We start from the raw sequence: 18,475 nt of genomic DNA, 5'->3' as shown, positions 1-18,475 counted from the left end.
TGGGGACGGCGGCGTCACTCGGCGTCGACGAGCAGATCTCGGATGCTCTCTGCGGCGTCGGTAAAGGAGTCGACGGTCAGCGCGTCGGCGGCGACGTAGACGCCCTGGTCCCCTGCGATCACCCGGCCGATGTAGCCGTCCTCGAACGCGCGGATCGTGAACACGTACTCGCCCATGTCCGACCAGCCGTACGTGCGCTGGGAGGCGAAGCCCCGCTGTTCGGCCTCGATGAACCCCGTCGACTCGGTGTCGGCGTCGACGTCGTCGCGGACGTAGTGGACGTCGTAGTCGTCTTCGGTGATGAACGTCACGTTGCGCACCTCGTCGCCGATCGCCGCGCGACAGGTTCTGACGATCTCCTCGGCAGTCTCGTCCGATAGGGTCTCAACCATACGCGTGATTCGGGCGACGCGCCAATCAAGCGACTGCCGATGTGTTTGGGCGATTCCCTGCAGCGGACGTTCGCACCGCTCGCTCGGACCTAAACCCGGCGCTCGCGTCTCCTCCGGACCCCGTCGCCCTTGCGTGGTAATGCGTCCCGTTCGAACGGATAAACGAAAGCCCTTTTATCCACCCGTTGATTAGGAGTGAGTGCAGCAAGACACCGCGAGCGTGGGTAGCCAAGCTAGGCCAACGGCGCAGCGTTGAGGGCGCTGTCCCGTAGGGGTCCGCCGGTTCAAATCCGGTCCCACGCATCGCAAGGGCGGCTCAGCCGCCGACGATGCATACGGTGCACTCCCTTGGGACTGCACCCACGCACCATCCTACTGAAGCTAACTCGAAAAGAGGTTTCTGTGGCTCGACAGCAGCATCCATCGTCTAGTCGGAATCCCTGGTGAGTCCCCAGACGGCGAGCGACGCTCCGAGGACGAAAACGACGGCGCCAACCACCCGCGAGAACGCGACGCCCGGGATCGGGCCGATCACCGGGCTGAGCGCGATCCCGAGGGCTCCGTAGACGGCGATCGTCGTCCCGAGAATCGTCAGTGCGTGGGCGGCGGCGTAGGAAACGCTTGCCGATCCGACGGTCATCGCGTACCGAACTTCGGCCGCGCGTGCCATAGTCGTTCGTCCCCGCCGTGACGTAGCCGCCTCCTGCCAACCTTCTTCGGAACAGCGGTTTTTACCGTGGGTGTCGTTGACTCACACGGATCGAATGTATCCGATCGGGCACCTCGGCGTCGCGCTGGTACTGTCCGCGCCGTTCGTCGCCGTCTTACGCCCGCGCATCGCGACGCGGTTCACCGTCCTCGCACTACTGGCTTCGACGATTCCCGACCTCGACCTGTTCGTCCCCGGCGTCGCCCACCACGGCGTCACGCACACGCTCGGGTTCGCCGTCGCCGTCGGTCTCGTCGGCCTCACGTCGCTCGCCTGCGCGTCGACACTGACTTCGACGAACAACTCCGTCTCGAACTTATCGGTGCCGCCGACGGCCGTGTACTACGCGTTCGCACTCTCCCTGGGCGTCTTCGGCCACGTGGTGGGAGACGTGCTGATGCTGTTGCCCGCGACTCAGCCCGTGAGTCCGCTGTGGCCGATCAGTCACGCGCCGCTCAGAGTCGAGACGCTCCACTACGGAAACACGGTCAGGAACCTCGGGACGTTCTGCGCGGGCCTCGGGGCGCACGTCGTCGCCGTAGGCTGGTCCGGAAGAGGCGTCCGCGTCCGATCGGTGGGATCCCGCGGCGTCGACGAGGAGGACTGACGCCACGGCGTCACGATCTGGCAATTGACGTCACGGCGTGACGACGAGCATCTCGGAGACGCCGTCCTGAAACTCGTAGGGAACGTTCCGAATCTCGACGCGACGTCCCTCGCTCCGGAGCGCGTCGAGCGCGTCGTCCAGTCGGTCGTACGGTTCGGTGTCGAGCCCCGCGAGCGGAAAGATGCGGATCTCCTCGCTCGTCACCCGGCACAGTTCGCGCAGGGCGTCGAGGTGAAACTCGTAGTCGAGGCGGTCGCCGTAGAGAAACAGGAAGTTTGCCGAGAGCGTCAGCGAGAACGCGTCGTCCGCGAAGGGCAGCTCCGGGAGCGTCGCGGGAACGTACCTATCGCCGTTCGTGGAGAAATCGCGGAGAAACCGCTCGTGCGCCACCTTCAGGTACCCGATCCGATTCTCGATGGTGCCGTAGTACTCCCAGTCGAACAGCGCCGGTTTCTCACGGATCTGGTCGGCGGTCGCGCGGAAATCGGACCGACATTCGCGAGCCAGGGCGTCCGGAGCGCGCTCGTACGCCGGATCGACGCCGACCGCCGACGCGCCGCGGTTCCGCGCCTCCGCGACGAACGAGGCCACGCCGGCCGGGCAGTCGAGGATCGCCCGACCCTCGAAATCGGCCGGATCGAGGTCGAACATGTCGCGATACTCCTCGAACGTCCGGCCGATCACGGCGAACTCCTCGACCTGGAACGTGTCCGCGTTCGTCATAGCCAACATATTGGAACAATATTGTATAAATTTGTTTATTATTGTGCCTCTAAACACGTCGTAGTGGCGATCGAACCATCGGCTCGCGAAAGTCGTTTGACTCCCCGCCACCCTAGAACCGGCAGTGACAGACGACGAGGTTCGCGCTTCAGGCGACGAGAGCAGTCCCGAAACGGGCGAAGGCGACGCTGCTGGGGACGACGCAACGGCGGAGGACGACGTTGCCGCCGCGGCGTCGTCAGAGAACGACGCCGAGGAGTCGACCGTCGCGCTCGACGAGTTCCACGACGCGCTGGAGGACGCCGGACGGCCGGTCGTCACCGCCAGCGAGGTCGGCCGGACGCTCGACCGCGACCAGTCCGACGCCGTCGACGCGCTTGAGGGGTTGGTCGAGCGGGGCGACGTCCGGCGCGTCGACGTCGAAACCGATCCGGTGGTCTGGTACCCGACCGAGTGGGGCGAGATTGCCGACCGCGAGCGGGTCGTCCCGTTCCCGAAGCGCCGCGAGATCGTCGTCGACCAGCCCACGCAGTTCACCCGGGCCCAGCTCTCGCAGTTCGCCCACCTCGCGGACGTCTCCGGATCGGAGGCGTACCGCTACGATATCCGGAAGGAGGACGTCTGGCAGGCGCCGTACGACTCGTTCGAGCGACTTCTCAAGACCGTTCGGCAGGTGCTCCCAGAGCGTCTGGGCGGACTGGAAGAGTGGATCGAAGACCAGTGGGACCGGGCGCGCCAGTTCCGCCTGTTCACCCACGAGGACGGCTACACCGTGCTCGAAGCCCGGAACGCCGAGCTGATGGGCAACGTCGCGCGCCAGAAGCTAGACGAGGCCCAGCTTCGCGCTCCCATCTCGGACACCGAGAGCTGGGTCGCCGAAGGATCCGAGGCGTCGATCAAGCGGACGCTGTACGAGGCGGGTTACCCGGTGCAGGACCAGCGCGACCTCGATGAGGGCGACCCGATCGACATCTCGCTCGATCTCGATCTGCGCGGCTACCAGTCCGACTGGGTGACTCGCTTCGTCGACTCGGGATCGGGCGTGCTGGTCGGCCCGCCGGGCAGCGGGAAGACCGTCGCCGCGATGGGGATCATGGCGGCGATCGGCGGCGAGACGCTGATCCTCGTCCCGACCCGGGAACTCGCGAGCCAGTGGCGCGACACGCTGCTGGCCCACACCGATCTCGCCCCCGACCAGATCGGCGAGTACCACGGCGGGACGAAGAACGTCCGCCCCGTCACGATCGCGACCTACCAGACCGCCGGGATGGATCGCCACCGCCAACTGTTCGACGAGCGCCGCTGGGGACTGATCGTCTACGACGAGGTTCACCACGTCCCCGCGGACGTCCACCGGCGCAGTGCCGACCTCCAGACGAGCGCCCGGCTCGGGCTCTCGGCGACGCCGATCCGCGAGGACGACCGCGAGAAGGAGATCTACACGCTGATCGGCCCGCCGATCGGCACCGACTGGGACGCGCTGTTCGACGCCGGCTACGTGCAAGAGCCCGAAGTAGAGATCCGGTACGTCCCGTGGGATCAGGACACCTACCAGGACGAGTACGCTACGGCCGAGCGCCACGAGAAGCGCCAGCTCGCGGCGTCGAATCCCACGAAGATCGAGGAGGTCCGCGAGATCCTCGCCGACCATCCGGGATCGAAAGCGCTGATCTTCGCCGATTACATCGATCAGGGCGACGAGCTCGCCGAAGCCCTCAATATTCCGTTCGTGAGCGGCGAGATGCCTCACGCCCGCCGGGAACGACTCTTCAGTCAGTTCCGGCGGAACGAGCGCGACGTGCTGATCGTCTCCCGGGTCGGCGACGAGGGGATCGACCTGCCCGACGCCGACCTCGCGATCATGGCGTCGGGGCTGGGCGGATCGCGCCGGCAGGGCTCCCAACGCGCCGGCCGGACCATGCGACCCTCGGGCAAAGCGCGAGTGTTCGTGCTCGCGACGCGCGGGACGACCGAGGAGGAGTTCGCGCGTCGCCAGCTCCAGCACCTCCAGTCGAAGGGCGTGCGCGTCAGCGAGGTCGACAGCGAACTCGACGACGGCGTCTGATCGCGGTTGCGACGCACGTGGCGACGCCGCTGTTCGTCGCCCGGTGAGAACAGTTAGTTGGTGTAGTACTCCCGCCGTTGGTCGGTCTGCTGGACATCCAGGCCCGGTTCGAGCGGGCCGATGTCGCCGGTCAGTTCGACGGTGCGCTCGTCTCCCTGCGAGCACTCTATCAGCCCGGCGCTCTCTAACTTCGGCAGGTGGACGTGGTGGAGCGAGAGCTGGATCTGACGGAGTCGGTCCTCGTCGACGTCCGCGGGATCGACGTCGTTCTCGCGCGCCGCGACGGCCGCCGCAAGTTCGTCGGCGTGTACTTCCCGATCACGGCGACGCAGATAGGAAAGTACGTGCCGACGCCGCTGACTCTCCAGAATCTCGAACACGCGATTCGGCGTCAACTCCGGACTTCTGGACTGTTCGCCCCGTATTCGCTGATTCCCCCCACTCATGGGTAGATACACGCCGTAGCCGGGGTTACCTCCAGAGCTTCCATGTGAAAGCAGTTCATAACGGGTCGCGGATAGCCCCGATGCAGTACGACAGTTCCTCGTAGCCAACCCCTAAAACAGCACGTGCAACAGCAGGTAGACGACGACGCCGAGCGCGAAGGAGACGAGCCACAGCGACGCCGCCACTCGGCCGACCCGCGCGTGGTTCGTCGACGGCAGCTCGGCGGCCGGCCGCGTTAGCGCGAGCAACAGCGCGTAGTACACCGGCGGCAGCGACGCGATCGCGAGCAGAATGTGGATCGCGAGCACCGGGTAGTAGACGAACCGCTCGACGACCGCCGGGCCAGCGAACGACGACGGCCCGAGCAGGGAGACGCGGTAGAGGTACATCGCGAGAAACGCGACGAACAGGCCGAACGAAGTCATCATGAGCTTCCGGTGGCGGTCCACGTCGCCGCGTCGGATCGCTCTGACGCCGGCGGTGATGGTGCCGATCGCGGCCAGGCTGACGACGGCGTTGAGCGTCGGGATGGCGTCCAGCACGGCGTCGGGCGCCGTCGGCAGCGCGTCCGTCGGCACGGCCTGCAGCGCCGCCGCGAACACGATCGCCAGCGAGACGATCGACAGCACGCCCGTCAGCAGCGGTACGTGGTCCTCGACTCGTGTTTGCATCGCCCGTCAGTTGGGACTGGTCCCTCTTACCGGTTAGCATAGACGTCGCGGCCGCCGCGGCGCGGTCGACGCCGCGTCGCCGTACCCCAATGCGGAGAAAACAGCGAGGATCGACTCCGATCAGAGATACGACGCGTCCCAGCGCGACGGCTTTCGCGCGTTGCCGCAGTCGCCGCACTCGATCCGCCCCATCGAGTCCATCGCGGTCGCCAGCGACTCGCAGTTATCGCAGTAGTAGCCGTACTTGCGCTCGGCGTCGCGGTCGGCGTAGGTGACGAAGAAGGGTGCCATCGATCCCTTGTCCGGGTCCGACCGGTCGGCGTACACCGTCCGACCGTCGTCGGTCGTCGCCTCGATCAGCCGGTCCCCCGACTCCTCGGCCGTGGCGTCCTCCGCCTCGCCGGCCGGGACGGCCGCGGCCAGCCCCGACGCGCGCTGCTCGACGTAGACGTTCTCGACGTGCCGTCGCCCGTCGATCTCGATCTCGCGCTCGTCTACCGTCTCGAAGCCGTGGTGACGGTAGAAAGAGTTGCCCTCGCTGTTGTCCGACAGCACCATCCCCCGGAGCACGTCGACGCTGCGCTCGGCGAGCGCGTCGCGGGTCTCGTCGAGCAGCGTCTTCGCGACGCCCTCGCCCCGGTAGTCCGGGTGAACGTGCAGCCAGTGGAGGTCTCCCGTCTCGTCGTCGCCCACTACGACGGCGTCGGCGAACGCCACGATCTCCTCGTCGCGCTCGCCGACGAGGAACTGCCGATCGTCGTCCTCGGTCGCGTCCTCGATCGCGGCGTCGTCGTACCACTCCTCGACTGCGGCGTCGATCGTGTCCGGACTCATCGAGTACGACGCGTACATCGACTGGCGGGCGACGGTTCTGATCGCCGCGCCGTCGTCCGGGCGTGCCTGACGTACGTCCATGCCATCAGATAGCACACAACTGGAGTTAAAACTTCGTGCGCAAAAGACGGGCATTTGTATTCCGTCACCCGAGAACCACCGCCATCACGAGCAGGCGTCGAGACGAGACCGCGTCATTCGGTCGCGCCTCCGTCGATCAAGCGCCCAGTCGGTCGGTCCAGCGATCGACCGCCCGGCGGTACGCCAGTTCGCCGACCGCCAGCATCAGGACGCCCGCACCAGCAAGCGCCGCCAGCGCCGTCCCCGACAGCGGCGCCAGCACCAGCCCGACGATCAGCAGCGGGACCAGCGTCGCCGCGACGGCGACGGTAAACACCGCGAACAGCACGGTGTCGAACAGGAATTCTCCGGGATCGAAGCCGGCCAGATACGTCGTCACACCCAGCAGGTACTGGTGGAAGCCGACGAGCAAGACGAGTCCCGCGACGGCGTCGACCGGGCGGGCGTCGAACGCGACCGCGGCGATCGCGAAGTACGCGACTGCGGTCGGCAGCCCGACGAACGCGGCGACGCGACGCTTGGCTTCAAATAGCGCGTCGAGCGAGAGCGGGTACTGCAGGTACGATTCGGCGTCGTCGTACTGGGTGACCCAGTTGTACGTCGTGAACGCCGACAGCCCCAGTAAGGCGCCGAACGTCGCGCCGGTCGAGGCCTCGACGCCGGTGATCCGGCCGGCGAGTTCGACCAGCCCGACGCAGACGCCGAAGATCACGCCGCCGGAAAACGGTACCTTCCAGAGGCCGCCCTCCGAGCGCGCGACGTCCAAGAACGTCTTGGTCGTCAGCCCCGTCTCGTCGCCGAACCGGGCGCGCCAGCGCTCGAACGCCGGGTCGACCGAGCGCGTCGGCGTCGACGTCGAGGGGTCGAACGCGACGAGGCCGATCGCCGCGGCGACGCCGACGGAACCGATCGTGCCGGCGACCGCCAGCGGCGAGGGCGACGCGAACAGCGCGTACGGCGTCGCGCTCACCCAGTCGACGCCGGCGACGTGCGCGCCGCCGACGGCCGCCGCCAGCGCGCCGGCCGCCAGCCAGCCCGCGACGCCGCGCGACGACAGCCCCAGTAACGCGAGCGTAACGACGAGTCCGAGCACGAACGTCGCCGTCAGCGAGAGGTACAGGAGTGGGAGCTGCGCGATGCCGAACTCGCCGCCGCTACCGCCGACGGCGGGCAGGAACGCCAGGGCGACGGGCAGGATGAACAGCGCCGAGTAGTACAGCGCGTCCTTCGCGAGGAAGTGCACGAGAAGACGCCGGCGCGAGATGGGCAGCGTCCGCGCCGAGAACACGAGCAGGTTCACCTCGCCGAGCAGGTTGTCCATGGCGTCGCGGCCGACCAGCCCGATCGAGCCGGTGTGGAGGCCGAACGCGAACACCAGCGCGTGGAGGCCGGCGACGACCGCCGCCACCGAGGTCCCGGTTTCGGTCAGCGCGACGACGGCCGCGCCGGCGACCAGCGCGACGAACAGGGGAAAGGCGGCGAAGCGCCGCCCGCCGAACAGTTCGGCGTGGAGCCGCCACTCCTCGCGGACCATCCCGGCGAACAGCGTCCGGTCGAGCTTACGGCTCATGATCGTGCGGTCGGTTTCGACGAGCGCTCGTCGGCGTCCCGCCCGTCGCGTCGGTCGTCGTCGTTCCGGTCGACCTCGTCGACGAACACGTCGAGCAGCGACTCCTCAGTCCCCATCTCGGCGGGCTTGCGCTCGGAGACGAGCCGGCCGTCCGCGACGACGCCGACGCGCGTGCAGATCTCCTCGGCGACCTCGATGTGATGCGTCGAGAGGAACAGGGCGTTGCCGGCCGATCGGTACTCCTCGAAGAACTCCTTGACGCGGGCCTGAACGATCGGGTCCAGGTTGGCCAGCGGCTCGTCGATGAACACCAGGTCGGGGTCGTGGAGGAACGCCTGCGAGAGCATCACCTTCTGTTGTTGCCCGCGCGAGAGGTCCGTCGACATGGCGTCGAGTTTGTCCGCAAAAGAGAGGCGCTCGGCCCACTCGTCGACGCGCTCGGCCAGCACGTCGGAGTCGATGCCGCGCACGCGACCGACGAACTGGAAGTACTCGCGCGGGCTCTGGAAGCTCGGCGGCGACTCCTTCTCGGGAACGATGCCGACCTTTCGTCGGGTTTCGATCGGCTCGGTCGCCGGATCGGTGCCCAGCACCGACAGCGTCCCGCTGTCGGGCCGCACCTGACCGGTCAGTAACTGGATCGTCGTCGTCTTGCCCGCGCCGTTCGGTCCGAGTAGGCCGAACGTTTCGCCGCGCTCGACTGCCAGCGAGAGGCCGTCGAGGGCGCGAAAATTGCCGTACGTCTTGGTTACGTCGGCGACGTCTACGACGCTCATGTCCCACGTATCTCAGTCCACCGATAAGAAACTCTCGGCGGAACGATCTTATCGCCCCGTAACATTCCCGGTACAACCGTCGCCGCCCGTCGTCGCCCGTCGCCGCCCGCTCCCGAGCGATCAGCGGCCGGGAGCAAGAGCTTTAACGATACGGCGGGCAAAGAGGGCGATATGACGGGAGCGGGGGACGGAACGCTGCCGGGCGTCGACGCCGGCGCGCCCGACCAGATCGTCCTCCACGTCGACATGGACTGTTTCTACGCGGCCTGCGAGCGGCTGCGCGAGCCGGAACTGGAGGGCGAGCCGCTCGTCGTCGGGATGGGGTACGAACCGGACGACGACATCGGCGCCGTCGCGACCGCCAGCTACGAGGCCCGCGAGTACGGCGTCGAGAGCGCACAGGCGATATCGACGGCGCTGGAGCGGCTGCCCCGGCAGGTCGACGCCGAGGACGACGAGGATGCCGCCGACGAACCGGCCGGCTACTATCGCCCGGTCGATCTGGACTATTACTCGGAGATCGCCGGCGAGGTCAAGGAGATCCTCCACGACTGCGCGGACGTGGTCCGCGAAGTCAGCATCGACGAGGCCTACCTCGACGTCACCGACCGCACGGCGTGGACCGTCGTCGACGGGTTCGCCCGCCACGTCAAGAACCGCATCGAGCGGGAGGTCGGCGTCGTCGCGAGCGTCGGCGTCGCGCCGACCCTGAGCGCCGCGAAGGTCGCCAGCGACCGCGACAAGCCCGACGGGCTCGTCGTGGTCGAGCCCGGCGAGGTCGCGGACTTCTTCGCGCCGCTCGACGTCGAGGAGGTCCACGGCGTGGGGCCGGTGACCGCCCGGACGCTCCGCGAACTCGGCATCGAGACGGCCGGCGATCTGGCCGACGCCGACCCCCACGAGCTGGAGTCCCGGTTCGGCGAGCGCGGCCGCGAACTGTACGATCGCGCTCGCGGCGCCGACGACCGCGAGGTGACGCCGACGGGCGATCCCAAGAGCCTCTCGCGGGAGTCGGCGTTCGCCGAGGCCGTCGAGGCGGCCGACCGCAAGCGCGACCAGCTCCGGGCGCTCGCCGAGGCGGTGGCGGACCGCGCCGAGCGCGAGGGCGCCCAGTACCGTACGATCGGCGTCAAGGCCGTGACGCCGCCGTACGACATCAACACGCGCGAACGGTCGCTTCCGGGACCCGTCGAGGACGCCGACCTCGTCGAGGAGATCGCGCTGGACCTGTTCGCGGAGTTCGCCGAGGAGCCGGTGCGGAAAGTCGGCGTCAGGGTCTCGAACCTCTCGTTCGCCGGCGGGGAGCAGTCCCGGCTGACGGGCTGGGACGGGCCCGATTCCGGCGACGACGATGCCGCGACGCCGGAGAGCAACGCCGGCGGAGCGCCTGACAGTTCTCAGGACGACGCCGATGACGCGGCTGCCAACACCGACCCTGAGAATGCCGACGCCGATCCCGGGGAGACCGACGCCGATCCCGGGGAGACCGACGCCGATCCCGAGGACGCCGAGATCGACGGGGCGGGGCAGGCGTCGCTCGCGGACTTTTAGCTTCTTCCTTGCAATTATATACTTGCGTTTCCTTTGCGTCGACAAACGGGTCTCTATGACGAACGATTTCTACGATCTGCTCGGCGTCGACGAGGATGCCTCGAAAGAGGAAATCCGCGACGCGTTCCGGGAGATGGTCCAGGAGTACCATCCCGACCGGAACGACGACCCCCGTGCGACCGCCCAGTTCACCGCGATCAAGAAGGCCTACGACACCCTCAAAAGCTCCTCCGAGCGACAGTCCTACGACCGCCTCGGCCACTCGACGTACGTCGCGAAGCGGATGGACGGCATGCCCGACCCCGATAGCTGGCCGTCCGAGGACGAGGACGAAGACGACGCCGACGCCGACGCGTCGTCGTCGAGTGCCACGAGTAGCACCGCCAGCTCCGGAACGACGGGGAGTAGCTCGAAAACGACGAGCAACAGCACTACGAGTCGCAGCTCGCGGACCACGAGCACCAGTTCCGGGACGACAGGGAGCGACGCCGGAACGAGTCGCTCGGGATCGTCCAGTAGCGGCCCCGGTTCCAGCGGCTCCGGTCGCGCCAGTACGCGGAGCTCCGCCGGATCGACGTCCCGGTCGTCGTCGAGTTCGTCGTCCGGGTCGACCCCGAACTCCTCGACCAGTTCGCGGACGAGTTCCGCCTCGCGTTCGGGAAGCGGCTCCGCGGGCGGATCGAGTTCCTCCTCGCGCTCGTCGAGGTCCGGATCATCCCGATCGACGACGTCGGGGTCGTCGGGAGCCTCGACCGCATCGACCTCGAACGCGGGTTCGACCGACGCGTCCGCCGCCGGATCGACGGTCGGCGACGGCGGCACGGCACAGGCCGGCGCCGCCGACGCGGCCGCGAACGCCGCAGCGGGCGGCACGGCATCGGGCGGCACGGCATCGGGCGGCACGACCTCCGGCGGGAGTTCGGCGTCGAGCGACGCCGCCGGCGGCGTCACGGGGCTGCTGTTCGACAACGCCGTGGCGAACTGGTTCAAGACGGCGTCGCTCGGCTGGCCGCTGATCTTCCTCTCGATCGCGCTGTACGTCGCGGGCGTCGGCTACTACGGCTACGCCAACCGCAACGGGCTGACGACGCTCGGCGGCGAACTCGGGGCGGCCGGCGCGGACGCCGCGGCGCTGCGTGGCGCGCTCGTCGGCGACCGCTACGGCGTCACGACCGGCTGGGAGTACGCCAGCGGCGTCGTCGCGGGCGACGCGGTCGGCGCGGCGGCCGGGCTGTTCGTCGCGGGAGCGGTGCTGATGCCCGTCGTCTTCCTCGTGGTCATCCGGAAGACGCGACAGTACTACGGGTGGGACCCCTCCTACCTCTACGTTCTCGGCGTCGCGACGCCGGCGGTCGGCCTGCTCGCGAACGTCGCGATCGCGACTGGCGCCGCCGGGTCGGTCGCGACGATGCCGCTGGCGGCCGAGCTCGTCTGTTACGGCGTCCTGCCGGGACTGGCGATCGCCACGCTGCTCGGGCGCGGGTTCGTGTGGCCGCGGGTCAAGGCGATCGGCAGCTGACGGCGATCGGTAGCCCCTGCGGCTCGCGCGTCGCTCTTACTCCGACGAGAAGTCGTCGAACGGCGTCGTCTCGTGGCTGCGGACGAGCACTTCGTCGGCGACGGTCAAGTCCATGTCGAGCAGCTCCTGAGCGACCGGCGTGATGTCGTCGTCGGTCTCTCCCACGGCGGTCACCAGCAGGTTCTGCTCGCCCGTCACGAGCTCCTGAACCGAGACGACGCCCGGGATGTCCAGCACGTCCTCGATGAGATCGCCGCGCTCGGTGATCGACGCCGTGCAAAAGAGGAGCATCCGGAGCGGGTAGCCCGACGCCTGGTAGTCGATGTCGGCGCTGTACCCCTTGAGGACGCCCTCGGACTCCAGGCGCTGGATCCGCTTGCGCACCGTGCTGGAGGACGCCTCGGTCCGCTCGGCGATCTCGCCGGACGACAGCCCGCGGGCGTCCTCCTGGAGCGCGTGGAGGATCTCCCGGTCGACGTCGTCGAGTTCCGTGTCGGACATACGTCACGATTTACCGCGCAGGGTCTAAGGTACTTCGCTGCCCGCGCGTCGCCGCTCGACGACGCCCAGTCGTGACGGCTCCGGGAGTTTCGGCCGCATCGAATCGCTCCACAATCTATTGGGTCCCGGCCCGCGTGTGCCCGACCATGGCCGAGAATACGCACGTCGTCGCGATCTGCGGGAGCCTCAGAGACGAGAGTCACACGCGAACCGCCCTCGCCGTCGCGCTCGACGCCGCGGAGCGGGTTGGTGCGTCGACGGAGCTGATCGACCTCCGGGAGCTGGAGCTACCGGTGTTCGACGCCGATGCCCCGGACGCCGGCGACGCGCCGGAGCTGGCCCGCAGGGTTCGCGAAGCCGACGCCGTCCTGCTCGGGACGCCGATGTACCACGGCTCGTACTCGTCGGTTCTCAAGACCGCGCTGGACTACTGCGGGTTCGACGAGTTCGAGAACGAGACGGTGGGGCTGCTGGCCGTCGCCGGCGGACGATTTCCCGTCACGGCGCTCGATCACCTCCGATCGGTCTGTCGCGCGCTCGACGCCTGGGTGCTGCCGTACCAGGCGGTGGTCCCCCGGGCGTACCAGGCGATCGAGGACGACGAGTTCGTAGACGACGAACTCGAAGAACGCGTCGCGACGCTCGGGCGCCGCGTCGTCCAGTACGCCGGAATCGAGCCGGACCCGGAAACCTTCGAGAGCGAGGAGAACATCGGCGCCTGACCGCCCGCAGCGTCCGCCGGATGGATGGCCACTGCGGCGTCGCGCCGAGTTGACGACCGCCGTCGTGCCCGCGGATGGCAACGCTTTATCGGCAGGGCGCCCACGGTAGAGGCGATGAGCGAGCGAACGCCGACGAGCCGAACGGGTCGCCCCACTGCAGCGCGGAGGCGGTCGCCGTGACCGGCGTCGCCGACCGCGTCGGCGCCGAGGACCACCTCACGACCGAGCTGGTACGGTCGTGGCTCCGCGTGCTCGTCTCGCCCCGGCGGTTCTTTCGGGAGCGCGTCGTCCCCCGCGACCAGGCGCCCGGCCTGCTGTTCGCGATGGGCGTCGTGCTCGTCGCCGAAACCACTCGCGTCGCGTTCGTCCCCGGCGCGTCGAACGCTGGCTCGCCGCTGTTCGATGTCGTGCGGATCCTCGCGGCGGTGCTGTTCGTGACGCCCGCGGCGTTGCACGTTCTCGCCGCGCTCCAGACCGTGCTGTTGATTCCGCTGGCACCGGACCGCGCCGGCATCAGCGAGACGGTACAGGTGCTCGCGTACGCCGCCGCCCCGTGCGCGCTGACGGGCGTCCCGATCGTGGAGGTGCGCGCGCTGGCGGGGCTGTACGCCGCCGCGCTGCTGACGATCGGGCTCTCCGAGGTCCACCGGATCTCTCTCGGCAGGAGCGTACTCGTCGGCGCCGTTCCGGCGTTCCTCGGCTACGGACTGGGGTTCAGGGCCTTCGATGCGATCACGGCGCTGCTTGCGCGCTGGTACATCATCTGAGTCCGATCCCGGATGTCGGCGTCGGACTGCTCGTGATCGGGCCCGGATTTTGTCAAATTAGAGTTCCCTCCCGATTACATTGGTTCCTTAGAAATATCCGAAATCATCAATAAAGGCTGGTGAAATCTCTCGTCAATCTTTTATCGTTGCGCACCGAGAGGGTGAACAATGACTCCCACTCCCCAACGAGACGACTCGGCCGCACAGTCGCCGAGCGAGGCCGTCGTCGAGGCGCTGGCGGACGCGAAGGGCGTCGATCCGCTCGAACTCGAGCCCCTCTATCAGGTCATCGACCCGGACGCGCTCGACGCGCTGTTCGACGGGACGGCCGGCGGGGATCGTCGACAGGGCCGCGTCGAATTTCGGACATCGGGCTACCGCGTCGAAGTGACCGCCAGCGGGCGGGTTCATCTCACCAGTCTCGAAGCGCTCGAAGCCAGCAATTGAGCGGCATCGTCGTCGGACTCACCGAAGTACTCTTCGTCCGGTCGCCACAACGGCCGGTATGATCGACTCCTACGACGGCGTCGTCTTCGACCTCGACGGGACGATCGTCGACCTCGACGTCGACTGGGCGGCCGTCGCGAGCGACGTTGCTGCGGTGTACGACGACGCGGGCGTCGGCGCCGACGGGCGCGGCCTGTGGGCGATGCTGGAAGACGCCGAAGAACACGGCATCCGCGATCGGGTCGAGGCGACCATCGCGGACCACGAGCGGGACGGCGCCCGAACGTCGACGCGCCTCCCGTCGGGCGACGATCTCGCGACGGTCGAACCGGTCGCCGTCTGCTCGCTCAACTGCGAGACGGCCTGCCGGATCGCCCTGAAGACTCACGATCTCGACGACCACGTCGCCGCGGTGGTCGGGCGGGACACCGTCGCGACGCACAAACCCGATCCGGAGCCGCTGCTGGCGGCGATCGATCGCATCGGCGTCGCCCCGGACGGCGCGCTGTTCGTCGGTGATTCGGAGCGCGACGCCGTAACTGCCCGGCGCGCCGGCGTCGACTACGCCGACGTGTCGGAGCTGCGTCGGTAACGGGGCCGCGGTCGGCTATCGGACCATGTACCGCTCGTCGTCGACGAGGAACCGGCTGAGGTCAGAGGTCTGGCGGTAGTCGCCAGCCAGCATCGCGCGGAGCCGCGCGTCGATGCGCTCGGCGTCCGTGTCGGTCCACTCCGTCGGCTCCCGGATCGGAACGACGAGGAAGCCGCTGCCCTTGATTTCGGCGGCGTGTAGCTCGCGCATGTCCAGTTCGAGGCGCCTCGCCTGGGCGGTGTAGTTCTCCAGAACGTGTGCGGTCGCGCGCTCGCCGACGGGCAGCAACACGTGCGCCGCGATGGCCCGAAGTTCGGCGTCGAAGAACGGTTCCAGTTCGGCGTATTCGCGCTCGTCGGGGGATTCTCCCTCCGGCAGACAGCACATGTAGAGGTAGCTCAGGAAGACGTTCGACGGGTCGGGGTCGCCGTCGGATTCGGCCAGCAGCCCTACGTTCCGTAACACGTCCTGCAACCGATCGCCGGCGCCCGAGTCCGTGAACGGGATCCCAGTCTCGCGGCCGCCGTGGACGTCCGGGCGGTCGCCGATCACGTGGAAGTCGGCGTTGGCGTCGCCGTAGCCGAACGCGGCCTCGGGGCCGTCGGCCGCGCAGACGTCCTCACAGGGCGGTCGCATGCCGAACGGGTTGCTCGTCCGGTCTGTTACGTTCTCCACGCCGGCCACGTTGGGCTACGGTCGATAAAACGAACTCGGTTCGGCGTCGGCGAGGACCGGGCCGGCGTCGAGTTGTAGACGGTCCGCCCTCGGAGCGGCGTTCGGGTTGGGAGGGGATCTGAACCACGGTCGTTCCCGTTCGCTCGCTGCCGCTTGCTCACTTCCCGCTCCCCGATTCACATCTTTCCGGTCGCTCTTCGTCCTCACGTTCGTTCGGACAGAAGAGCCAGGGAGGGGATTTGAACCCCTGGATTCTCGATTACAAGTCGAGTGCTTGAACCGCCCAAGCTCCCCTGGCGCGAATAGTCGTTAGCCCCCATCCTTTGAGTGGTTTTCGTCTCGCAGTCGCTTCTCCAGCGCGACCCGGTGGCGACCGTATCCGTTCGACCGATAAAATCTGCGGGCGGCTTCGTTGTCGGCCATCGCCTCGACGGTGATCGCGTCGGCGCCGTTCGCGGCGAGGTCGGCTTCGGCCCGAGCGAGCAGCGACGCCCCGACGCCAGCGTCGCGGAACGCCGGCCTGACGTACAGGTTCTGGACGACGCCGCGGTCGACGTCCGTCTCGAAGCCCTCGCCGGCGCGCTCGTAGGTCACGAACCCGACGATCTCACCGTTCGCCCGCGCGACGAACGCCTCCTCGGCGATGGCGTGGCGGTTCATCGTCTCCGCGATCCGCGAGCGGTTGGCTTCGGGGCGGATGTGCGTGCCGTGAGCGCGCTGCTCGCGGGCCAGCGCGACCCAGAGATCGGAAAGTTCGTCGACATCCTCGATCGCGGGCCGTTCGATGTCCATGGCTAGCGGTTCGTCAGTATCGTGAGCGACCGAGACGGTAACCCCCGGCGAGGAGCTCCCGTTCGACTCACACGTCTCGACAGTCGGCGCAGATGAGCTGCCCGTTGAAGTTCTGGAGGTCGCGGGTCAGCGAGCCGCAGCTCTCGCAAACGCTCTGAGAGGAGTAGTTCGTGTTCGCGCTCGCACGGGCGCGATCGTCCGAGACGCTCCCGGCGGCAGCGGCCTCGGTACCGACGTCCGCGCCGATCGGCTGTCGATCCGACTCCACGCCGGCGCCGCCGTTCTGTAGCAGCGAGGTCGCTGCAGTCACCGCGTCGTCGGCGGTCAGCACGCCGACCAGTTCGTCGTCGTCGGTCACGAGCAGTCGCCGGGTGCCCTGCGTCGACATCAGGTCCAGCGCGTCGAGGAACGATCGGTCGGGCGCGGTCGTCGGCTCGGGCTCCCGCATCACGTCGCCGACCGTCATCGACGCCGCGTCGTCCGAGACGTGCGACAGCAGGTCGTGAGCCGTCACGACGCCGACCGGCCGGCTGCCCCGGACGACGGCGGCGAGCGTCGCCTCGTCCTCGCAGAGCACGTCCGCGACGTCCGCGACCGCGTCGGACTCGCTGACGCCGACGTACTCCCGGGACATCATGTCGCGCACTGTCACGTCGTCGTCCATGTGACAAAGTAGCAAGCGAGCGGTCTAAAAGCTACCTACACCACACTTATCACCGTTCCCGCGGTAGATTAGTTCTTGTAGACGTTTTCGGCGCTCGGTGTGGCTGCTCTCGAACCAGGATGGTCGTCCGAAAGCGGTGTCACTCGGCGAACCAGACCGCGTCACCGCTCGCCCGGGCGTTCTCCAGCGCGTGTTTGGCGTCCATCCCGGCCTCGTGGGCCGTCTTCCCGGCGCCGACGCCGACGCGGAGGTCAACGCCGGCGATCTCGGAGACGTGGTCGATCGCGTCGATGTAGTCCTCTTCGCCGAGCGTCGGACATGTCGCGATGACGTTGTCGCCGCCGACGAAAAAGGAGAGCGCGTCGTTTTCGCCGTGCATCTGTTTCATCAGCGTCGCGTACCCCTGCTCGATCTCGATGAACGTCTCGAACGCGCTGAGCCGGTCGGTGTACTCGCCGGTCGCGTCGATCACGTCGAAGTGGGCGATCCGGACGTCCTCGTCGGTACGGTGCTCGTCTCCGATCGTGCGCCCGCACAGAATTTCGCGGCGGTTCTTGTCCTGCGCGCTGCCACGGTCCTGCAGCCGATCGGTGGCGTCCGCGAGCGCGTGGGCGGGCGTCGTGCCCGTGGCCACCGAGAGGCTGACGGTCACCGGGTAGCGGTTCCCGATCGACTCCTGGATCATCGCGTGGTCGGACTCGTCGAGCCCGTTGGTCACGGCGATCATGTTGTCGAACCGGGTAAAGAAGACGTAGCCGCCCCGGTTGCCGACGAGCTGCGAGAGGTCAGCGTACAGGCGGGACTGTAGCGTCTGGAGGTCGACTTCCCGGCGCGGTTCCGGCGTCACCGTCCACGGGCCGTAGTTGTCGATCTGAACGAGCGTAACCTGCGTGTTCGTCACGGTATCACCTTCTTGTGAAGCATCTCGTATAAGTGACGCGAAGCGGCGCGGCAGTCAACTGCGGTCCGGCGTCCCGACTCAGGCGCGCTTGGTCTCGGGATTCGAGCCGACGGGGTGGTAGTCCCAGTAGCCGCCCTCGCGGATCGCTTTCCCGACTTCCTTGTGCATGTCGACGATCGTCTCGAACTCCTCGGCGTCGACGTGCTCGAAAATCTCTCGGAGGCTGACGACGCGCTGGTAGTTGATGCGGATCGGCTCGTCGCCGTGCTCGGCGACGAACTCCTCGGCCGACAGCGGGAAGTCCTCGTCCTCGTCGACCTTCTTGGCGATGATCGCCATCCCGTACTTACGCATCCCTTCGCTGCCCTCCTCGTCGTCGGGATCGTGCGGCCAGTCCATACACCGATCTGTGGACGGATTCGGGAAAAACGTTCCTATGCCGGCGACAGCGATCCGTCGAGCGCGAACA

General features: G+C 67.9%; 23 protein-coding genes, 2 tRNA genes and 1 pseudogene. 10 read left to right on the top strand and 16 right to left on the bottom strand.

What is annotated here, in order from left to right:
* Positions 1-14 precede the first annotated feature (14 nt).
* Positions 15-392: a DUF7522 family protein gene (locus tag NO931_RS08330; protein WP_256391196.1), complete on the bottom strand. Its 378-nt coding sequence runs from the start codon at positions 390-392 to the stop codon at positions 15-17.
* A 218-nt stretch (positions 393-610) separates the two neighbouring features.
* On the opposite strand from NO931_RS08330, the gene NO931_RS08325 reads away from it, so the two are divergent.
* Positions 611-695: transfer RNA gene (locus NO931_RS08325), tRNA-Leu, on the top strand.
* A gap of 124 nt (positions 696-819) precedes the next feature.
* Here the strand turns inward: NO931_RS08325 and NO931_RS08320 are convergent.
* On the bottom strand, positions 820-1,062 hold the full coding sequence (locus NO931_RS08320) for a hypothetical protein (RefSeq protein ID WP_256391195.1): 243 nt from the start codon (positions 1,060-1,062) through the stop codon (positions 820-822).
* A gap of 94 nt (positions 1,063-1,156) precedes the next feature.
* On the opposite strand from NO931_RS08320, the gene NO931_RS08315 reads away from it, so the two are divergent.
* Complete coding sequence (locus NO931_RS08315) at positions 1,157-1,708, top strand: metal-dependent hydrolase (protein ID WP_256391194.1); 552 nt, start codon at positions 1,157-1,159, stop codon at positions 1,706-1,708.
* A 30-nt stretch (positions 1,709-1,738) separates the two neighbouring features.
* Here NO931_RS08315 and NO931_RS08310 read toward each other — a convergent pair whose 3' ends face one another.
* Positions 1,739-2,431 (bottom strand): hypothetical protein, encoded by a 693-nt coding sequence (locus NO931_RS08310; RefSeq protein WP_256391193.1) that lies wholly within the window; start codon positions 2,429-2,431, stop codon positions 1,739-1,741.
* A gap of 124 nt (positions 2,432-2,555) precedes the next feature.
* Between NO931_RS08310 and NO931_RS08305 the strand changes: the two genes are divergently transcribed.
* Entirely contained in the window at positions 2,556-4,496 is a 1,941-nt protein-coding gene (locus NO931_RS08305; RefSeq protein WP_375142020.1) for a DEAD/DEAH box helicase, read from the top strand.
* A 53-nt stretch (positions 4,497-4,549) separates the two neighbouring features.
* Here the strand turns inward: NO931_RS08305 and NO931_RS08300 are convergent, their stop codons facing one another.
* The 5 genes from NO931_RS08300 to NO931_RS08280 all read right to left on the bottom strand — a co-directional run bounded on the left by NO931_RS08300 (position 4,550) and on the right by NO931_RS08280 (position 8,875).
* A complete protein-coding gene (locus NO931_RS08300; RefSeq protein WP_256391192.1) occupies positions 4,550-4,942 on the bottom strand; it encodes a DUF7344 domain-containing protein in 393 nt (130 codons plus the stop codon).
* A gap of 111 nt (positions 4,943-5,053) precedes the next feature.
* Positions 5,054-5,614 carry a DUF420 domain-containing protein gene (locus NO931_RS08295; protein WP_256391191.1) on the bottom strand — a complete coding sequence of 187 codons (561 nt, stop codon included), beginning with the start codon at positions 5,612-5,614 and terminating at the stop codon, positions 5,054-5,056.
* Positions 5,615-5,734: 120 nt separating this feature from the next.
* On the bottom strand, positions 5,735-6,529 hold the full coding sequence (locus tag NO931_RS08290) for a GNAT family N-acetyltransferase (RefSeq protein ID WP_256391190.1): 795 nt from the start codon (positions 6,527-6,529) through the stop codon (positions 5,735-5,737).
* A 136-nt stretch (positions 6,530-6,665) separates the two neighbouring features.
* On the bottom strand, positions 6,666-8,099 hold the full coding sequence (locus NO931_RS08285) for a hypothetical protein (RefSeq protein WP_256391189.1): 1,434 nt from the start codon (positions 8,097-8,099) through the stop codon (positions 6,666-6,668).
* Positions 8,096-8,875: an ABC transporter ATP-binding protein gene (locus NO931_RS08280; protein WP_256391188.1), complete on the bottom strand. Its 780-nt coding sequence runs from the start codon at positions 8,873-8,875 to the stop codon at positions 8,096-8,098. Before NO931_RS08280 ends, NO931_RS08285 begins: the two co-directional genes overlap by 4 nt.
* A 171-nt stretch (positions 8,876-9,046) precedes the next feature.
* Between NO931_RS08280 and dinB the strand changes: the two genes are divergently transcribed.
* A complete protein-coding gene (dinB, locus tag NO931_RS08275; protein WP_256391187.1) occupies positions 9,047-10,426 on the top strand; it encodes a DNA polymerase IV in 1,380 nt (459 codons plus the stop codon).
* A pseudogene (locus NO931_RS20825) lies at positions 10,317-10,616 on the top strand (J domain-containing protein); the annotation flags it as partial. The gene dinB and the pseudogene NO931_RS20825, both read left to right, overlap by 110 nt.
* Before the next feature lie 53 nt (positions 10,617-10,669).
* Here NO931_RS20825 and NO931_RS08270 read toward each other — a convergent pair.
* Complete coding sequence (locus NO931_RS08270; RefSeq protein ID WP_256391186.1) at positions 10,670-11,416, bottom strand: hypothetical protein; 747 nt, start codon at positions 11,414-11,416, stop codon at positions 10,670-10,672.
* Between NO931_RS08270 and NO931_RS08265 the strand changes: the two genes are divergently transcribed.
* Entirely contained in the window at positions 11,400-11,945 is a 546-nt protein-coding gene (locus NO931_RS08265; RefSeq protein WP_256391185.1) for a hypothetical protein, read from the top strand. The genes NO931_RS08270 and NO931_RS08265 overlap by 17 nt on opposite strands.
* A 36-nt stretch (positions 11,946-11,981) precedes the next feature.
* Here NO931_RS08265 and NO931_RS08260 read toward each other — a convergent pair whose 3' ends face one another.
* Positions 11,982-12,446, bottom strand: a complete 465-nt coding sequence (locus tag NO931_RS08260) for an Lrp/AsnC family transcriptional regulator (protein WP_256391184.1) — start codon at positions 12,444-12,446, stop codon at positions 11,982-11,984.
* A gap of 146 nt (positions 12,447-12,592) precedes the next feature.
* Here NO931_RS08260 and NO931_RS08255 point away from each other — a divergent pair, with 146 nt between their 5' ends.
* The 4 genes from NO931_RS08255 (at position 12,593) to NO931_RS08240 (ending at position 14,974) form a co-directional block, all read left to right on the top strand.
* Complete coding sequence (locus tag NO931_RS08255) at positions 12,593-13,168, top strand: NADPH-dependent FMN reductase (protein ID WP_256391183.1); 576 nt, start codon at positions 12,593-12,595, stop codon at positions 13,166-13,168.
* Between the two features lie 74 nt (positions 13,169-13,242).
* Positions 13,243-13,935 carry a YIP1 family protein gene (locus NO931_RS08250; RefSeq protein ID WP_256391182.1) on the top strand — a complete coding sequence of 231 codons (693 nt, stop codon included), beginning with the start codon at positions 13,243-13,245 and terminating at the stop codon, positions 13,933-13,935.
* Positions 13,936-14,103: 168 nt separating this feature from the next.
* Positions 14,104-14,382: a DdfA family disk-determining factor gene (gene ddfA / locus NO931_RS08245; protein WP_256391181.1), complete on the top strand. Its 279-nt coding sequence runs from the start codon at positions 14,104-14,106 to the stop codon at positions 14,380-14,382.
* A 58-nt stretch (positions 14,383-14,440) separates the two neighbouring features.
* Positions 14,441-14,974: an HAD family hydrolase gene (locus NO931_RS08240; RefSeq protein ID WP_256391180.1), complete on the top strand. Its 534-nt coding sequence runs from the start codon at positions 14,441-14,443 to the stop codon at positions 14,972-14,974.
* 15 nt (positions 14,975-14,989) lie between these two features.
* Here NO931_RS08240 and NO931_RS08235 read toward each other — a convergent pair whose 3' ends face one another.
* The 6 genes from NO931_RS08235 to NO931_RS08210 all read right to left on the bottom strand — a co-directional run bounded on the left by NO931_RS08235 (position 14,990) and on the right by NO931_RS08210 (position 18,405).
* A complete protein-coding gene (locus NO931_RS08235) occupies positions 14,990-15,649 on the bottom strand; it encodes a uracil-DNA glycosylase family protein (protein WP_256391179.1) in 660 nt (219 codons plus the stop codon).
* A 224-nt stretch (positions 15,650-15,873) separates the two neighbouring features.
* A tRNA-Thr gene (locus tag NO931_RS08230) sits at positions 15,874-15,947 on the bottom strand.
* A gap of 11 nt (positions 15,948-15,958) precedes the next feature.
* On the bottom strand, positions 15,959-16,441 hold the full coding sequence (locus NO931_RS08225) for a GNAT family N-acetyltransferase (RefSeq protein WP_256391178.1): 483 nt from the start codon (positions 16,439-16,441) through the stop codon (positions 15,959-15,961).
* A gap of 67 nt (positions 16,442-16,508) precedes the next feature.
* The gene (locus tag NO931_RS08220) at positions 16,509-17,105 is read right to left on the bottom strand and encodes a CBS domain-containing protein (protein ID WP_256391177.1); all 597 of its coding nucleotides are present in this window, start codon (positions 17,103-17,105) and stop codon (positions 16,509-16,511) included.
* Positions 17,106-17,244: 139 nt separating this feature from the next.
* Positions 17,245-18,006: a GTP cyclohydrolase III gene (locus NO931_RS08215; RefSeq protein WP_256391176.1), complete on the bottom strand. Its 762-nt coding sequence runs from the start codon at positions 18,004-18,006 to the stop codon at positions 17,245-17,247.
* A gap of 78 nt (positions 18,007-18,084) precedes the next feature.
* Positions 18,085-18,405 carry a DUF5785 family protein gene (locus NO931_RS08210; protein ID WP_256391175.1) on the bottom strand — a complete coding sequence of 107 codons (321 nt, stop codon included), beginning with the start codon at positions 18,403-18,405 and terminating at the stop codon, positions 18,085-18,087.
* Positions 18,406-18,475 lie beyond the last annotated feature (70 nt).

The sequence above is a fragment of the Natronoarchaeum rubrum genome (assembly GCF_024494695.1).
The sequence above is the reverse complement of the archived record's forward strand: the minus strand, read 5'-3'. Positions and strand labels throughout refer to the sequence as shown.

Coding starts and splice junctions, on each gene's coding strand:
- NO931_RS08330 (WP_256391196.1), bottom strand. CDS start 392: ATGGTTGAGACCCTATCGGACGAGACTGCCGAGGAGATCGTCAGAACC.
- NO931_RS08320 (WP_256391195.1), bottom strand. CDS start 1,062: ATGGCACGCGCGGCCGAAGTTCGGTACGCGATGACCGTCGGATCGGCA.
- NO931_RS08315 (WP_256391194.1), top strand. CDS start 1,157: ATGTATCCGATCGGGCACCTCGGCGTCGCGCTGGTACTGTCCGCGCCG.
- NO931_RS08310 (WP_256391193.1), bottom strand. CDS start 2,431: ATGACGAACGCGGACACGTTCCAGGTCGAGGAGTTCGCCGTGATCGGC.
- NO931_RS08300 (WP_256391192.1), bottom strand. CDS start 4,942: ATGAGTGGGGGGAATCAGCGAATACGGGGCGAACAGTCCAGAAGTCCG.
- NO931_RS08295 (WP_256391191.1), bottom strand. CDS start 5,614: ATGCAAACACGAGTCGAGGACCACGTACCGCTGCTGACGGGCGTGCTG.
- NO931_RS08290 (WP_256391190.1), bottom strand. CDS start 6,529: ATGGACGTACGTCAGGCACGCCCGGACGACGGCGCGGCGATCAGAACC.
- NO931_RS08285 (WP_256391189.1), bottom strand. CDS start 8,099: ATGAGCCGTAAGCTCGACCGGACGCTGTTCGCCGGGATGGTCCGCGAG.
- NO931_RS08280 (WP_256391188.1), bottom strand. CDS start 8,875: ATGAGCGTCGTAGACGTCGCCGACGTAACCAAGACGTACGGCAATTTT.
- dinB (WP_256391187.1), top strand. CDS start 9,047: ATGACGGGAGCGGGGGACGGAACGCTGCCGGGCGTCGACGCCGGCGCG.
- NO931_RS08260 (WP_256391184.1), bottom strand. CDS start 12,446: ATGTCCGACACGGAACTCGACGACGTCGACCGGGAGATCCTCCACGCG.
- NO931_RS08255 (WP_256391183.1), top strand. CDS start 12,593: ATGGCCGAGAATACGCACGTCGTCGCGATCTGCGGGAGCCTCAGAGAC.
- NO931_RS08250 (WP_256391182.1), top strand. CDS start 13,243: ATGGCAACGCTTTATCGGCAGGGCGCCCACGGTAGAGGCGATGAGCGA.
- ddfA (WP_256391181.1), top strand. CDS start 14,104: ATGACTCCCACTCCCCAACGAGACGACTCGGCCGCACAGTCGCCGAGC.
- NO931_RS08240 (WP_256391180.1), top strand. CDS start 14,441: ATGATCGACTCCTACGACGGCGTCGTCTTCGACCTCGACGGGACGATC.
- NO931_RS08225 (WP_256391178.1), bottom strand. CDS start 16,441: ATGGACATCGAACGGCCCGCGATCGAGGATGTCGACGAACTTTCCGAT.
- NO931_RS08220 (WP_256391177.1), bottom strand. CDS start 17,105: ATGGACGACGACGTGACAGTGCGCGACATGATGTCCCGGGAGTACGTC.
- NO931_RS08210 (WP_256391175.1), bottom strand. CDS start 18,405: ATGGACTGGCCGCACGATCCCGACGACGAGGAGGGCAGCGAAGGGATG.